At 56.4% G+C, this 15,819-nt stretch carries 11 protein-coding genes; 4 read left to right on the top strand and 7 right to left on the bottom strand.

What is annotated here, in order from left to right; all coding sequences use genetic code 11:
* Window positions 1–103 precede the first annotated feature (103 nt).
* The 5 genes from Q4P78_RS05940 to tkt form a co-directional block, all read right to left on the bottom strand.
* Entirely contained in the window at window positions 104–1,186 is a 1,083-nt protein-coding gene (locus Q4P78_RS05940; protein ID WP_303339441.1) for a 6-phosphogluconolactonase, read from the bottom strand.
* Complete coding sequence (locus Q4P78_RS05935; RefSeq protein ID WP_303339440.1) at window positions 1,179–2,165, bottom strand: glucose-6-phosphate dehydrogenase assembly protein OpcA; 987 nt, start codon at window positions 2,163–2,165, stop codon at window positions 1,179–1,181. Before Q4P78_RS05935 ends, Q4P78_RS05940 begins: the two co-directional genes overlap by 8 nt.
* Complete coding sequence (gene zwf / locus Q4P78_RS05930) at window positions 2,162–3,700, bottom strand: glucose-6-phosphate dehydrogenase (protein ID WP_303339439.1); 1,539 nt, start codon at window positions 3,698–3,700, stop codon at window positions 2,162–2,164. Before zwf ends, Q4P78_RS05935 begins: the two co-directional genes overlap by 4 nt.
* Before the next feature lie 191 nt (window positions 3,701–3,891).
* Window positions 3,892–4,998, bottom strand: a complete 1,107-nt coding sequence (tal, locus tag Q4P78_RS05925) for a transaldolase (RefSeq protein ID WP_303339438.1) — start codon at window positions 4,996–4,998, stop codon at window positions 3,892–3,894.
* Window positions 4,999–5,081: 83 nt separating this feature from the next.
* Window positions 5,082–7,187, bottom strand: a complete 2,106-nt coding sequence (gene tkt / locus Q4P78_RS05920; protein ID WP_303339437.1) for a transketolase — start codon at window positions 7,185–7,187, stop codon at window positions 5,082–5,084.
* A 380-nt stretch (window positions 7,188–7,567) separates the two neighbouring features.
* On the opposite strand from tkt, the gene Q4P78_RS05915 reads away from it, so the two are divergent.
* Genes Q4P78_RS05915 through Q4P78_RS05900 form a run of 4 tightly spaced genes read left to right on the top strand, consistent with a single transcriptional unit; the run spans window position 7,568 to window position 12,899 of the window.
* Window positions 7,568–11,392 carry a hypothetical protein gene (locus Q4P78_RS05915; protein ID WP_303339436.1) on the top strand — a complete coding sequence of 1,275 codons (3,825 nt, stop codon included), beginning with the start codon at window positions 7,568–7,570 and terminating at the stop codon, window positions 11,390–11,392.
* A gap of 1 nt (window position 11,393) precedes the next feature.
* Complete coding sequence (locus Q4P78_RS05910) at window positions 11,394–11,822, top strand: hypothetical protein (RefSeq protein ID WP_303339435.1); 429 nt, start codon at window positions 11,394–11,396, stop codon at window positions 11,820–11,822.
* Entirely contained in the window at window positions 11,822–12,493 is a 672-nt protein-coding gene (locus Q4P78_RS05905; protein WP_303339434.1) for a hypothetical protein, read from the top strand. Before Q4P78_RS05910 ends, Q4P78_RS05905 begins: the two co-directional genes overlap by 1 nt.
* A 1-nt stretch (window position 12,494) precedes the next feature.
* On the top strand, window positions 12,495–12,899 hold the full coding sequence (locus Q4P78_RS05900; protein WP_303339433.1) for a hypothetical protein: 405 nt from the start codon (window positions 12,495–12,497) through the stop codon (window positions 12,897–12,899).
* A gap of 544 nt (window positions 12,900–13,443) precedes the next feature.
* On the opposite strand, the gene Q4P78_RS05895 is transcribed toward Q4P78_RS05900, so the two are convergent.
* On the bottom strand, window positions 13,444–14,457 hold the full coding sequence (locus Q4P78_RS05895; RefSeq protein WP_368660897.1) for an ABC transporter permease: 1,014 nt from the start codon (window positions 14,455–14,457) through the stop codon (window positions 13,444–13,446).
* Window positions 14,454–15,554, bottom strand: a complete 1,101-nt coding sequence (locus Q4P78_RS05890; protein ID WP_303339432.1) for an ABC transporter ATP-binding protein — start codon at window positions 15,552–15,554, stop codon at window positions 14,454–14,456. Before Q4P78_RS05890 ends, Q4P78_RS05895 begins: the two co-directional genes overlap by 4 nt.
* Between the last annotated feature and the right edge of the window lie 265 nt (window positions 15,555–15,819).

Here is a 15,819-nt window from a genome sequence, read left to right as displayed (position 1 = left end):
ACCATCTAATACCTCAGATGAGGGTATTAGACAGTGCGGGGCTTGGCGTTTGATGTGCGGGCTCTCTGCGCTCGCATCCCAACGCGCAAACGCAGGTACAGGCCTATGCCAAAGACTCAGTCGTTGCGAAAATCAGAGTCTCAATATCTCCTCGTGCACCTGCCGCCGGAGTCTCCAGAATCACCGAAGCATCAATAGCCTCGGAGTCCAGCTCAGCACCGGCAAGCAGGCGAGTCGTTGCGTCCTGCTTATCAGCGCCGGTGATCAGGAAGAAGATTCGGCGCGAATTATTCACAATCGGCAGGGTCACCGAGACACGCTCAGCCGGGGGCTTAGGCGAGTCGGTAATCATGCAGGTGACCGCCATGCCACCGTCCACCGGGTCTTCGGGCAGACCGGTACCGAGCAGCACCTGACGGCGACCGGGGAACAGGGAGGCAATATGACCGTCAGGGCCCATGCCCAGCAGGGTCACGTCGAAGTAGGGTGCGGGCCATTCGGCGGGGCCGTCGCCTCCGCAACCACCGGAACCGCAGCCACATCCGCCACCGCCGCAGCCGCCAGCTTCAGCCTCGGTCTCGGGAGCACCGCCACCGCAGCCTCCGCCGCCGCAACCGCAACCGCCGGCTGCAGGAGCAAGAGGCTCAATATCAGCGGCAGTGACATCCTTCAGCTTATCGGCACGACCGTGACCACCAGCCAGAGGCAGCTCGGAGACACCCTCGGGGATCTGCACGCGACGCTCGGGTGCTTCACCGGCAAAGTTACGCATCTCGTAGGCGTAGTGCTCGGCGGCATCGGCAACGGAGGGGAAATGATCCGCCGGGCCCATACGGTGCACATTGGAGACGGGCATGCCGTAGTCCAGCAGGTGCACCAGCAGAGCCTCAATCGCCTGGCCGTCGTTGCGCTCTTCGCTGCGCTCGGGCACGAAACGCTCATCGGAGAACCAGAAGTGCACACGCGACCAGTCAATCGAGGGCACACGCTCAGAGGCACCCCACGCTGCCAGAGTTGCTACACCCATGGTGCCGCCGGTCAGGGACACATGCGCAATTTCACGCTTCTGAAGTGCCTCTTCAATGGCGTCGAGAATATGGGTGACGGCATCTACCGCGAGGGATTCGCGGCTTTCGTGCGCAACCAGTACAGGCTTAATATCGCCAATATTGGAGATTTTAGGCATCGTAGACCTCCGGGAAGGAGTTAGGATCCAAGCCGGCTTCGGGTTCGCAGGTGTCGGTCACGAACTTCACGTGAGGCAACGCCTGCTTGAGCACATCGCCGTAGGTGTCGTCTGCATCCAGGCGGCGCAGCTCTTCGGAGATGCAATCCGCCAGGGAGCGCACGGGTAGCGCGATCTGCTGTTCGGGGCCGTAGGGGGTCTGGATGACCGCCAGGCTCTTGCCGGGGCGGAACATGATCAGCTTGCCGTCTTCACGCTCAATGGCGACGCGGTACAGGCCGCGTTCGTCGGCGCCGTCGGTTGCCAGGTGGGTTTCCACGCCGAGCTTCCAGCCGAGCCATGCGCCCAGCAGCACCACGGAGGGAGACTTATCCGAACCCCACACCGTAACACGAGTCACGGGGGAGTAGGGGACCTGCTCCAACAGAGCCGCCAACTGAGTACGCCACAGGGTCAGGCGAGTCCACGCCAAATCGGTATCACCCTGACGGTACATACCCGACAGCTTCTCCAAAACAGCCATCGGATCATAGGCGCGCGCCGAATCAGTAATACGGCGCTGAGCAATACGACCAATAGAATCCTCGGAGGGATTGGCGGGCACAGAATGCGGCCACCACACCACAATGGGCGAATCCGGCAGCAGCAGACCCGAAATCAGCGCCTCGGTGGGGGTCGAAGCCGAACCCCAGCCACGCAGAATAATCAGCTCAGAGGCACCCGCCTCGCCACCAACGTGAATCTCAGCATCCAGCTGGTCGGGGTCGAGCGGATCATGCGAAATATGCACAATAATACGGCTCGGGTGCTCATGAGAGGCACGAATCGCCGCGCGAATAGCCTCGCGGGAGTGACCCTTTTCAGCCAGTACGACCAGGGTCAGCACACGACCGGAGGAAAGGCTACCATTGCGCGCCAGCAGGTTCGACAATTCCTTAGAAATCGCCGAAACATTGGTCTCGGTCAGATGAGAAATCACGGGCGCCTCCAGGCACGATCATCACGCTCAAGCATTTCATGCGCCGAGCGCGGGCCCCACGAACCGGATTCGTAAGGCTCAGGCTTAATGGTGTTCTCTTCCCAGTACTCTTCGAAGGGATCCAGGATCTTCCAGGAAAGCTCAACTTCCTCATGGCGCGGGAAGAGTGGCGGCTCGCCCAGCAGAACATCCAGAATCAGACGCTCATAGGCTTCGGGGGATTCCTCGGTGAAGGAATGACCGTAACCGAAGTCCATATTCACATCGCGGATTTCCATCTGGGTGCCGGGAACCTTCGCTGCGAAACGAATAGTCATACCCTCATCGGGCTGCACGCGAATCACAATGGCGTTCTGGTGTGCGGTATCGCCCTCATCGCGACCGAAAAGACGATCCGAAGACTTCTTAAAGACCACCGCAATCTCCGTCACGCGGCGACCCAGGCGCTTACCGGCGCGCAGGTAGAAGGGCACACCATCCCAGCGGCGGTTGTCAATAAAGAGCTTCAGGGCTGCGAAGGTCTCGGTGCGAGAATCAGCCGGGATATCCTTTTCATCAAAGAACCCGTTCACATGCTCGCCACCCTGGTAACCGGCGGCGTACTGACCCAGAGCGAAAGACTCCTGCAGGTTCTTAATGCGCACAGCCTCCAGAACCTTCGCCTTTTCTTCACGCAGGTGCTTGGAGTCCAGGCTGAGCGGCTCTTCCATGGCGGTCAGTGCCAGCAGCTGCAGCAGGTGATTCTGAATCACATCGCGTGCCGCGCCCACACCGTCATAGTAGCCGGCGCGGGAACCAATGCCGATATCCTCAGCCATGGTGATCTGCACGTGGTCCACATAATTAGCGTTCCACAGCGGCTCGAACATCTGGTTGGAGAAACGCATCGCCAGGATATTCTGAACGGTTTCCTTACCCAGGTAGTGGTCAATGCGGAAGACAGCATCCGAGGGGAAGACCTTCTCCACAATGGAGTTCAGCTCGCGAGCGGACTCCAGGTTATGACCGAAAGGCTTCTCAATGACCACGCGGCGCCAACCCAGGTGCGCATCCTCATTGCGGGAAGCAAGGTTGTGCTCGGCAAGCTTAGAGAGCACCTGCTCAAAAGCCTTCGGGGGGATAGAGAGGTAGAATGCGTGGTTATGCTGGGCGCCACGCTCGTCCAGTTCAGCCAGGGTTGCCTTGAGCTGGTCGTAGGCGGCATCGTCATCAAAGGCGCCGACCACAAAACGCATGCCCTGAGCGAACTGGCTCCACACTTCCTCATTAAAGGGGGTGCGGGCGTGTGCCTGAACGGACTCACGCACATAGGCGCGGAAATCGTCGTCGCTCCATTCGCGACGACCGAAACCCACCAGGCCGAAGCTGGGCGGGAGCAGACCGCGGTTCATCAAATCGTACACTGCCGGAAGCAGCTTTTTCTTAGCAAGATCGCCCGTCACGCCGAAAAACACCAGGGCGCTAGGGCCCGCGATGCGGTTCAAGCGACGATCGCGCGAATCCCGGAGCGGATTCGCTTCGTGATCATTAGTCAATGTGTATCCTTTGGTTACCCTACAGCGGAGTGCAATGTGTTTACCCATTGTACCGTTTTCACCGGTACGGGCGATAGCCACCGCCCGGCGGGTGCGCACAGTGTGAGCTAAGCAAAAGGTCAGTTCAACCCATGCTTGAAGAGAGTCTCAACTATGTGCGCACCCGCCGGGTTAGCGACTGATTGAATCAATTAGCGGGAGCTCTCCAGCACGGAACGAACAGAGTCCAGCAGCTCCTCCCAGGAGGCGTCGAACTTCGCCAAACCCTCGGTTTCCAGCTTCTCAACCACCTCGGTGTAGGACACACCGGCACGCTCCACGGCGTCCAGAATCTCATTGGACTCGGCGAAAGTGGAGGTAATGGTATCGCCGGTGACCACACCGTGATCAGCCAGGGCATCCAGGGTTGCCTCGGGCATGGTGTTCACGCAGTGGCGGGCAGCCAGACCGGTCACGTACAGAGTGTCGGGCAGCTCGGGGTTCTTCACACCGGTGGATGCCCACAGCGGGCGCTGAACATTCGCGCCGTGCGCTGCCAGGCGCTTCCAACGCTCGGAAGTGAACAGCTCCTCAAAGACCTGGTATGCCAGGCGAGCGTTTGCCAGGCCGGACGCGGAGCGCAGAGCCAGCGCCTCCTCGGTGCCAATCTGCTCCAGGCGAGCATCAATTTCGGTATCCACGCGGGAAACGAAGAAGGACGCCACAGAGTGAATGGTGGACAGGTCCTTACCGGCTGCCAGCGCCTGCTCCAGACCCAGCATGTAGGCGTTAATAACCTCGCGGTAGCGGGTCAGGGAGAAGATCAAGGTCACGTTCACGCTAATACCCTCGGCGAGAGTCTCAGCAATGGGCTGCAGACCCTCAACGGTTGCGGGGATCTTAATCATGACGTTTTCGCGACCCACGCGCTCGTAGAGTTCCTTCGCCATCGTGGCAGTGCCTGCAGCGTCACGCGCCAGGCGGGGGTCCACCTCAATGGACACGGGACCGTCGTAGCCCTTAGATGCTCGGTATACGGGTGCGAAAACATCGCAGGCTGCGCGCACATCGTCGGTGGTTGCCGCGAAAACAGCCTCTTCTGCGGAGGCGCCCGCTGCGGCAAGCTCAGCGAACTGCTGGGCGTAGGCGGTGCCCTTGGTGAGCGCGCCGGCGAAGATGGTGGGGTTGGTGGTCACGCCGACCACGTTCTTGGTGTCGATCAACTCCTGCAGATTGCCGGAGTTCAGACGGTCGCGGGAGAGGTCATCGAGCCAGATGGAGACACCGGCGTCGGAAAGAGCCTGAGTAGATTCAGTCATGATTCATCTTTCAATAAAGGGGAGTGAGGGGAAGAAGTAGTGCGCGGGGCACGCGAGCGCACCCCGCGCACTATATACAACTATTAGGAAGCAGCCTTAATGGACTCCAGGGCGGCATCTACCACAGCCTCGGCGGTAATGCCGAACTCGCGGTACAGGGTTGCTGCACTTGCCGAAGCACCGAAGTGGTCAATGGCAACCGCGCGGCCCGCATCGCCCAGCAGGTCGTACCAGCTCATGGCGCTACCAGCTTCAACAGCCACGCGAGCCTTCACGGAGGCGGGGATTACCGAATCGCGGTAGGTTGCGTCCTGCTCGGCGAACCATTCGCGCGAGGGTACGGATACCACGCGGGCACCCACGCCCTGCTCGCGCAGAGCTTCACGGGCAGCCACAGCGATTTCAACCTCGCTACCGGTTGCCAGTAGCACGACATCCAGGGACAGGCCCTCGGGTGCGTCGGCAAGCACGTAGGCGCCGCGTGCAACACCTTCAGCAGAGGCAAAACGCTCACCCTCGGCTGAGGAATCAATGTCAACGCGCGGCCATACGGGCAGGTTCTGGCGGGAGAGTACCAGGCCGGCGGGCTTATCGGCACGCTCCATAATGGTGCGCCACGCGATAGAAGTCTCATTAGCGTCGGCGGGGCGAACCACATCAAAACCGGGGATTGCACGCAGGGAGGTCAGGTGCTCAATGGGCTGGTGGGTCGGGCCGTCCTCACCCACACCGATCGAGTCGTGGGTCCACACGTACAGTGCCGGGATGCCCATCAGTGCCGAGAGACGAACCGCCGGGCGCTGGTAGTCAGAGAACACGAAGAAAGTACCCGAGAATGCGCGAGTGGGCGAAGAGAGCACAATGCCGTTAACAATCGCAGCGGCTGCCTGCTCGCGGATACCGAAGTGCAGCACGCGACCGTAAGGATCAGCGGACCAGTCCTCGGTGGTACGAGAGGCAGGATTAAAGGACTTAGCACCCTTAATAGTGGTCAGATTCGAACCGGCAAGGTCAGCAGAACCGCCCCACAGCTCCGGGAAAGTGCCCGCAATAGCATTAATAACCTGACCCGAAGCGGCACGAGTAGCAATAGAAGTACCCGGCTCAAAGACAGGGAAGGACTCCTGGTAGCCCTCCGGCAACTCACCGGCAATCAGACGAGCGTAGAGAGCGGCCTGCTCGGGGTTCGCAGCAGCCCAAGCAGCGAATTTCTCATCCCAGGCGGTGTGCTCAGCAGCACCGCGCGCAGCCAGCTGACGGGTGTGCTCGAGAATATCCGCCTCCACAATAAAGGAAGATTCGGGGTCGAAGTTCAGCAGCTTCTTAGTCGCAGCGATCTCTTCAGCACCCAGCTTGGAGCCGTGCACAGCGCCGGTGTTCTGCTTGGTGGGTGCGGGGTAACCAATAATGGTGCGCAGTTCAATAAAGGAGGGCTTGTCCTTGACAGCCTTGGCGCGCTCGATTGCCTCGTAGAGCTCGGCGACATCTTCAACATACTCACCGGTCTTGGTCCAATCCACGGACTGAACATCCCAACCGTAGGAGCGGTAACGCGCCGGAATATCCTCGGTGAAGGCAACATCGGTGTCTTCTTCAATGGAGATATGGTTACGGTCCCAAATAACAATCAGGTTACCCAGCTCCTGGTGACCTGCCAGGGCGCTCGCCTCGGCGGTCACGCCTTCCTGCACGTCACCTTCAGAAGCGATCACGTACACGTGATGGTCGAAGGGGGAGGTGCCCTCGGGCGCGGTCGGGTCGAACATGCCACGCATGTAGCGCTGAGCGTAGGCGAAACCAACGGCAGACGCCAGGCCCTGACCCAGCGGGCCGGTGGTGATTTCAACACCCTTGGTGTGCTTGTATTCGGGGTGGCCGGGGGTGAGGGCACCCCAGGTACGCAGGGACTTCAGATCATCAAGTTCCAGACCGTAGCCGCCCAGGAAGAGCTGCGAGTAGAGGGTCAGGGAGGTGTGGCCGGGGGAGAGGATGAAACGGTCGCGACCCTCCCAACGGTCATCGTTGGGGTCTTGCTTCATGACCTTCTGGAAGAGCAGGTACGCTACCGGTGCCAGGCTCATGGCGGTGCCGGGGTGGCCGGAGCCGACCTTTTCCACGGCGTCCGCTGCCAGCAGGCGTGCCGTATCTACCGCGCGCTGGTCCTTGTCAGTCCACTCAAAATTAGCCACGTGAAATCCTTCTTTCAAGCTATTGTGCCTGTGGTTTATACAGGTATAACGTGGCGACTCTCGCGTCTATTCCGCGGGGGAGCGCCACCGTTATGCCGGCTTCCTTTTAAGCATAGGTTGTTTGGACTATGAACGCCTAGTTCTAGGGCGAAGTTTTTGCAGAGAGAATACAGAGAGAACATGCTGTGATGGCACAGTATGGTGAGCCTGGCTTATGAGGTGGTGCGCGTCGCTGTGTCGGTAGCTTGGGGCATGTGTGGCGGGGTTTATGGCGGTGTATCTGCCATCGTGACCTGACACAGGATTTATGAATATTGACTGTGATAGTATAGTGACTTAGGTAACTTCCGAATCTTTACCCCGACCACGAAAGGCGTCTCATGTCTTCGGTCAATGAGTCGCTTATAAGCGTCTCTGAGCATGATTATATTTTCCATCCCGCTGCTGTGATTGATCCGAGCGGTGCGCGCTGGGAGTACTATTATGCAGACCCTGAGAGTGATAGTGAACAGGCTCGGAGCTCTGTGCCGGTGAGCGTTATTGACCCCGTCGGATACACCTATACCCTGGAGTATTCGGCAGGTGGCGAGATTGCCTCTGTGACCGGTAGCGACGGTTGGTCTGTGAGTATGGAACACGATAGCTGGGGTAATATTTCCCGTATTATCGACGCGGCTCAGCGTGTGTGGCAGTACTCCTATAATCCGCTCTCTCAGGTTGAGAAGATTACCGATCCTTCGGGCGCGTACAAGAGTTTCGAGTACTCCCCGGACGGCACTCTGCGTAGCGTGATTAATGAGGAAGGGGAGCAGACCGACCTGCACTATTCGGTGTGGAATCGTGGCGCCTACACTACGCAAGGTAACTCTCGAAGTGTTGAGATTGTCGACGCGGCACGCCGTGTAACTAAGCAGCGCTTCGAGGAACTTAAGACTGCGTTCGGTGAGCTGTCTACGCCCAAATGGTCTGAGGTAAGCGAAGAAGAGATTATCTACAATTCTGCCGGTTACCCGGTAGAGTACCGAGACGCCAATAATGGCATAACCCGCTATGAATGGGACGCTGCAGGCCGCCTGGTACAGATAATCTCGCCCGCTCATCGCATGAGCACTGTTGAATACGATAGCTGCGGCCGTCCCGTGGTACTGCGTACCCGCACCGCTGCACCCTACGGATTGGAAGAGCTCACCGATTCTAATAGCCGCACGGTACGGTGCACCTATGATCTGGCGGGGCAGCTGGTGGCTCGTGAAAGCTCCGATGGGCTCAGCGAGAGCTTTGACTATGATCTGTGCGGTCGTCTGGTTCGCGCTCGTGTGGGTGAGCACGAGAGCCTGTACACCTATGATGAGTGCTCGCGTCTCATTGAAAGTTTCGATTCTTTGACCGGTACCTGTCGTTATATCTATAATGCGGCGGGTCGGTTGGTGCGCACTATTGACGCCCTGAACCAGGAGACTACTTATAGTTATGATTCTGCCGGGTACCTGGTTCAGCAGATTGATACCCGCGGAAATGTCACCGATTTTAGCCGTGATTTCGCCGGTCGTATTACCGCTGTGAGCGGTGGTGCAGCCGATATTCACTGCACCTACGATAAGACCGGTCGTATTGTGGAGCGTACTGATGGAGTGCGCAATGAATCGACCGCGTATAACGGTCAGAGCGTTGAATCGAGGGTGAATAATACGCTGAGCGCTGTCTTTGAGCGTAATGCCCTGGGTGCTGTGATTTCGGCACAGAGTGCATCGGATAGTTCAGGCAGTCTTGAACCCCGCGAAGAGTACCGTTATGACTGCTTGGGGCTGTTGATGGAAAACTATCAGCCTGAGCTGCGCCCTGTCGATACTTTAGGGGAGAGCGTTAGCTACCCCTATGATTTCGATGGCTACCGCACGAGCACTCATAGCTATTTCGGCTCTCAAACCTACCGCTACGATGGTCTGGGTGCTCTCATTGACCAGGCGCAGGCGGTGCAGTCAGTCCAGAACTCTACCCAAGAAATTGCGCCTGAGGGCTCTCGTATTGAGCGTGTCTACTATGAGATGAACGGTCGCTCCGTAATGAGTGGCGCCCGCGCGCATGATGGCTCTATTGAGTACCTCTACGATGCTGCCGGTCAGCTGCTGAGTGCTACCGCCGGTTCTGCGCGTGCCGTGTGGGTCTACTCTAACGGTGTACTCCACGCGGAGCGTATGGAACAGCGTATTGGCGGCACCTGGCGCTCCGCTATGGTGCGCGAGTATACCTATAATGACCGTGCCCAGCTGGTGGCTAGTGTGCAGCGCACGCTGGATCCGGTAACCGGCTATAGGGTAGATAATTCTGCTGTGCGCTGGGAGTACACCTATAGCGCAGCTGGTGAGCGTTTGAGTGAAACTATGAGTGGTGACGATGGTGCCCGTGTACGTCGTGAATTCACGTGGAATAATCGGGGTCTTTTGGGGTCTGTGCTAACGGTACGCGGTGTGGATTCTTTCCGCTCTGTTCTCGGTGCTGTACCTGCCTGCGCTCAGCGTTTTAGCTTTGAGTATTCTGCGCGCGGTGTGCTGCGTTCTATTCGTGATTCCGCGGGTCGGCAGGTTCAGTTGACCTGGGATTATTCTGCTGCTGTACCCGCGTTGTTGGGCGCTCGCGTTATGAGCGTAGCAGGTGAGCGTGCGGTGTCTGCTGACTCGGCTGCTACCGGCATGGTGTTGGGCTCTTATGGTTTGGATCCCTGGTCTGCTCAGATGGTGGGTCAGGAGTTGATCCCCGGCGTTGGTTTTGACGGTGAGGGTTCTATTCTGTGCGCCGGTTTGCGTCTGCTGGGTGTGCGCTGGGCTGATGGTGCTTCGCGTAAATTCTTGAGTGCTGATCCGTGGTTCTCTCCGGTGGGTGCCGCCTGGGGTGCTGATTCGTACGCGTTGCTGGGTAATAACCCGGTGGAGTGTGTTGACCCGTGCGGTTATCGTCCGCTCTCTCGTGACGCTATGTTGGATAGCAGTATTGAGGGTTGGATGAACCGCAATAGTGACACTATTTCGGCTATGGCTAAGCTGGGCGCTTTTCTGCTTATTGTTGCCACTTTCCCTTTTAGTGCTCCGGCAAGTCTTGCGGGGTATGCTGGAATGACTGTTGCTTTTGCCGGTGTGGGCGCTTTGAATGGCCTGAGCAATGGTATTGACTCTCATAAGGGATATGACGGTCGTGTGGATTGGTCGGCTGCTGCTGGTGATTCGTGGACTGGTGCTCAGGTTGGTGCCTTGGAGGGTGCTGCGTGGATGCTTGGTATGCGTGCTTTGTCTTTGGGTGGGCGTTGGTTGGCTCGTACCCCGTTGGGTGTTCGTGCCTCTAATGCTTTGTCCAATGGTGCTAGCCGGGTGATGGAAGGTATGAAGCGTTCTGCTCAGGCTGCTACTGCGTCTGTGTTGTCGTTGGAGTTGACGTTTAGGTCTATTCCTCGTTTGCCGAGGGTTCCTGGTGTGACTGCTCGTGCGGTCAGTGCTGCGCCTCGTGCGGTTGATAGTGTGATGCCGTGGGTTAGTGCGGCTGTGCGTGCTGGTGGTGTTCGTTTGGCTCCTGCTGCGCGGGCTGTTAGGGGTGCTGGTGGTTTGGTTCGTCCTGTGTTGATTCATGGTGTGCGTGGTGCTGCTGCTGGTGCTGCTGTTAATGCTGTGGCATATCCGGTGATTTTTGTGTTGAATCCTGATTCGGGTAAGCAGTGGGATTGGGAGGGGTATAAGGCGAGTACTGTGACTGCTGCTGTGGGTAATGGTTTGGGTGGTTTTGCTTCTCCTGTTGCTGGGTCGTTGTCTGCGCGATTTAGTGGACGTTGGGCTGCTGGGGTTGAGAAAGGTACTGCTGTTGTGTGGGGTATTGGATCTGGGTATGCGGGTATATATGCTGGGAATGCGTATTTTGGTCGTTCTGTTTCGTATGGTGATGTTGTGTATTACGGTGTTGCTAATGGTTTGATTGCTTATGCTTTTCCTGCTCCGCATGTGGGTTCTTTGAGTAGTTTTTCTCAGATGGGTCGTCCTGTTGGTTGGGGTGGTTATCCGAAGAGTTATAGTGTGGGTTTTGTGTCTGATGGGTCTTTGGTGTTGTATCCGTATGTGACTGCAGGATGGGCTGGCCTATCAGATTATGGTAAGACTGTGTTCGTGGATGCATACATTAATAATGTCAATCTGGACATTGAACCCTTGAAGGAAAAATTTTAGTATGAGTGGTCTATTAGTTCCTACGAAGAAGCTTCCCTTTATGTTCTATTATGGACTACTTATATTCTTATTTATGGCTTCTTTGTCCACATTCATAACGGTAAGTAATGGAATATATAAGAGGGATATACTCTTTTCGGGAAGTGTATTTCTTGAAATTCTCTATTATATATCTATCGCAGTATCTTCATCCTTATCTTTAGCATATATTTATCTGTTGAGAAATATCTCTCAGAAGTTTATGGTTTGCGCTGCGATTCCAACGGGCTTAATTATTGGTATTGCTTTCCGCTTTCCTGATATGTGGGGATATGGTATTGGATGTACAGCTAATTTTTGGATGATTTTTGGGATCTTGCCTATGGCTTGGATTCATCCAAAGGCTTATGAAGAGTATCCTGAGCGGTATCGTGGCGGATCTGAAGAATAATGTTGCATATAGATCCTTCTGTTGTGGATCGGGTTTCTCCGTGGGCGGCTGCTGCTGATCGTGCTCGTGCTGTTGGTTCGGGTGCTGTGGCTGTGGCTCGTCCTGTGGTGGTGCAGGGTGTTCGTGGTGCTGCTGCTGGTGCTGTGGTGAATGTTCCTGCGTATTTGGTGTCGTATGCGTTGACTCCTGAGGAGGTTCGTGTGTGGGATTGGAATGCGTTTGTTGGTAGTGAGGTGACTGCTGCTGTGGGTAATGGTTTGGGTGGTTATGGTTCTGGTGTTGCTCGGTTTGTGACGCGTCGGGGTGAGCCTGGGGTGTTGCGTTGGCGTGTGGCCAATGGTGTGGTTGAGTATTCGTGGGCTGTTGGGGCTGGGTATGCTGGTTTGTTTGCTGGGGCTGGGGTGTCTGGTTCTGGTGTGTCGTGGGGTACTGTGGTGTATTATGGTGGGTTTAATATAGCTAATAACTATATTGCGTCGAAGTTGAATTTTAGGTCTCCGTATGTGCAGAAGGTTCCGGGTTTGCGGAGGGTTTCTCCTGTGTATTTGGAGCCTCTTGCAACAGCTGGTTTGGCTGGTGGATCTGACATAGTTAAGACCTATGCTGACTTCAATATATATCCACTGGTTATTAGTTATCTTCATACTAATTTTTCGACGGGGGATCTTTAAGATGAAATGCAATAGTGTAGAGACTCTTAGGAAAACACCACACGTAAAATTTTACTTATCTATAATTTTATTTCTTGCTATAAATTCTATAACATATCTAGGATTGGTTCTGTTTATACTAAGAAATGATTATGGAAACTTGGGTGATTATGGTCTTGCGGTATATGTATTTGCTGGGATATCTATTCCGACTTCTGCATTTAGAACTTTAAAAGCATTCCAGCTTGTGTCTACTATTGGCATGAAGCTTTTAGGCATATTCCTTCCTTATTTTATTGCATTTATATTTATTGTTACTGGGGTGCGTGCAGTCCCGATTATTGCAATAATATTTAGTGTATTTGGGTGGGGTTGGATCCCTATGAGTTGGTATAACTTCCGTGAGAAGCGTTGGGAAGAGAAGTAGCTATGAATTTCTGGGCTGTTGGGGCTGGTGTGTCTGGTTCTGGTGTGTCGTGGGGTATTACGTTCTCCTCTTTTGCAATGGCTTATGTAATAGGGCGCATGGGACGATGCCCTGGGAGTAGCGTTTCTGGGTTCACTTACGTTGAATTTCCTGCCGTGTCTAAAAAGGATCATCCCATGCGGGATATAGCGCCCGTATCCACACAGGCAATCTTCCTTGTCTAGGTATATCCCATGCGGAGTTTAGCTGGTTGTGCATGTTGCAATCAGGCATAGGCTGCGGTTCGTTCTCGAGGAGCGCAGGGCTTGGGTGCAATGACCGCAGCCTAGCCGGATTGCTTGATGGGGCTTCATCCCATGCGGAATATAGCACCAGTGTCCACACGGACAGTCTTCGCCCTGGGAGCAGCGTTTCCGGGTTCACTTACGTTTCAGCCCTATTGCTTGATGGAGCATCATCCCACGCGGGAAGGCAGACATTTGAATCTTAAAACTAAACGGCTCGGTACTAATGTACCGAGCCGTTCGTATGTCACGAATAGGGTCTAATCAGACCACTTGAAAAGCCTAGACGCCGCAAAGCCAATCACCAGCGCCCACACAATCAGCAGCACATGCTGCCACGGGCTAAAGGAAGACTCGAAGAAATCCGCTCGAAGCGCCTCGCCCAGCGCCCCGGAAGGCAGTGCTGTCACAATAGTCTGCCAGGGCTGAGCGTAGGCCCACACAGGCACCAGCACTCCACCAATAGCAGCCAGGATCGCCCACGTAATATTCACAATCGCAAGGGTCGCCTCCGCACGAACCGTACCGGCAATCAGCAGACCCAAGGCGGTAAACGCCGCACCACCAACCCACATGGACGTCAGTGCACGCTGCAACTGGTAAGGTTCAGCCTGCCAACCAAGCCCGAAACTCACCGCACACACCAGGGCAAACTGAATACAAATCACAGCCGCCACAGCAATCAGCTTGCCCAGAATCAGGCCGTTACGCCCCAGCGGGGTAGTAGACAGGAACCTGAGCACCCCGTACCTGCGGTCAAAACCGGTAGCAATACCCTGACCCGACAGCGCCGTAGAAATCACGCACAGAGTCAAAACACCCGGCACCGCCAACTGAATACGGCTAGTGCCCAGCTGAGCGGCGTAATCATCCAAGAAAGTGGTGAATCTTAGCCCGAAGAGCGCCATTACGGGGAAAGCAATATTGAGCATGAGCTGCTCGCCATTACGCAGCATGGCTTTCGTCTCGTAGACGCCCTGGGAGAGTACGCGCACCAGCCCTGCGGAGGCGCGCAGCTCGGCAGTGGGGGAGGTGCCGCTTTCGCTGGTGTCAGCGCTTTCCGAACGTACCGTTTCCGGGCTGTCCGTTTCTGAGTTGCCCGTTCCCGAAGTTCCTGCTTCCGAAGTGCTCGTTTCAGAACCCTTAGCGACACTAGCAGTCACGGTCTTCTCGCTAGTCTGGGCACTCTCAGCGCTATCGGAAATACCGACCGCACCAGCCGCACGCCAGGGAATCAATTCTTCATCCACTACAGGGGCTTTCTGTTCGCTCATCGAATCTCCTCCCCGGAAATCTCCAGGAATACATCTTCCAAACTCTTCGCGGTCAGCTCCACATGCACGGGCATCAGGTTGCGCTGCGCCAGGGCACGGTGGAACTCCACCATATGCCGGCCGGTGATCACGCCGGTCACCTCGTATTCACCCGGCAGCAGGGGAGCGGACTCATCATAGGGTTCGCTCACGCTCAGGCTCAGACCCGCACTCAAATCATCCGGGAAAAGCTCGCTCAGCTTAGGGCAGTGCTCGCGCAGGCTAAAGCGCAGGCGCATACTACCGTCGCCGGTCAGCAGCTCCTGAATCGGTCCCTCAGAGGCAATCGTGCCGTCCTCCATAATGTAGACGTAATCGGCGAGCTTCTGGGCGTCATCGAGCAGGTGAGTGGTGAGCACAATCGCGGTTCCGGCGGCGCGCTGCTCACGAATAATATCGAAAACCACATTGCGCGATTGCGGGTCAAGACCGGCGGAAGGCTCATCCAAAAAGAGCACATCGGGTTTACCGATCAGCGCCGCAGCAAAAGCAACGCGCTGCTTCTGACCGCCCGAGAGGCGACGAATATTCGTACCGTTAAACGCCTCAATGCCCAGGCGCTCAACCAGCATGTCCACATCCATGGGGTCGCGGTACATGCTCGCCACGTGGCGCAGCAGCGGGATGGGTTTCATGGCGTTGGGCAGACCGCCGTCCTGCAGCATAATGCCCACGCGGGCGCGCAGCTCGGGGGTGGCGTGTACAGGGTTTTCACCCAGTAATTCCACACTGCCACGGGTGGGCCATGTCATGCCCTGCGCGCAGGAAAGAGTGGTGGTTTTACCGGCACCATTGGCGCCCAGCAGTACGACCACCTCGCCGGGGTAGACGTCCAGGTTCACGGAGTTGACCGCGCGGTAAAAATCCATGGGGGTGATGCGCTCGGGGTGCTTTTCCCTAAAGGAGCGCGAGGCGCGGAAATCCTTCACGAGTTTGCGGATGCGCACTGCCGGTTCGCTGGATCCGTGGGCGTGTGTGCGTGTGCTGGCGCGGCTATAGGCTGTGCGCGTGCGGTTTGCGGGCGCGGGGCTATGAGTTTCGGGTAGTTGGTGTGACACACCCCTATCTTAAGCCCTGAGCGAGGGGAGGAAAGCTAGGGGTGCTTAATAAAGACGGGGTTTGTGTGTTATTTCGCGTTAAAAACTGTGATTATTACGCTGGGAGCGGTCATACATGGCGGGATAAACGTGCCGCCCGACACTTCCGCAAAAGCTAAGAGTGTCTCTATTCACCTATCTATACTGCCCGATCGGCTACCCCAAACCGCACTCAAACCCACTCCAAACCACCCAAAAATACGCGACATATCGCGGAACTAAGGCG

Source organism: Rothia sp. (in: high G+C Gram-positive bacteria) (genome assembly GCF_030540545.1).
Lineage (GTDB): Bacteria > Actinomycetota > Actinomycetes > Actinomycetales > Micrococcaceae > Rothia.
The sequence above is the reverse complement of the archived record's forward strand: the minus strand, read 5'-3'. Positions and strand labels throughout refer to the sequence as shown.

Excerpts from the sequence above, each read along its gene's own strand:
- Q4P78_RS05905 (WP_303339434.1), top strand. The coding sequence starts at position 11,822 with ATGTTGCATATAGATCCTTCTGTTGTGGATCGGGTTTCTCCGTGGGCG.
- Q4P78_RS05940 (WP_303339441.1), bottom strand. The coding sequence starts at position 1,186 with ATGCCTAAAATCTCCAATATTGGCGATATTAAGCCTGTACTGGTTGCG.
- Q4P78_RS05915 (WP_303339436.1), top strand. The coding sequence starts at position 7,568 with ATGTCTTCGGTCAATGAGTCGCTTATAAGCGTCTCTGAGCATGATTAT.
- tal (WP_303339438.1), bottom strand. The coding sequence starts at position 4,998 with ATGACTGAATCTACTCAGGCTCTTTCCGACGCCGGTGTCTCCATCTGG.
- Q4P78_RS05900 (WP_303339433.1), top strand. The coding sequence starts at position 12,495 with ATGAAATGCAATAGTGTAGAGACTCTTAGGAAAACACCACACGTAAAA.
- Q4P78_RS05895 (WP_368660897.1), bottom strand. The coding sequence starts at position 14,457 with ATGAGCGAACAGAAAGCCCCTGTAGTGGATGAAGAATTGATTCCCTGG.
- Q4P78_RS05910 (WP_303339435.1), top strand. The coding sequence starts at position 11,394 with ATGAGTGGTCTATTAGTTCCTACGAAGAAGCTTCCCTTTATGTTCTAT.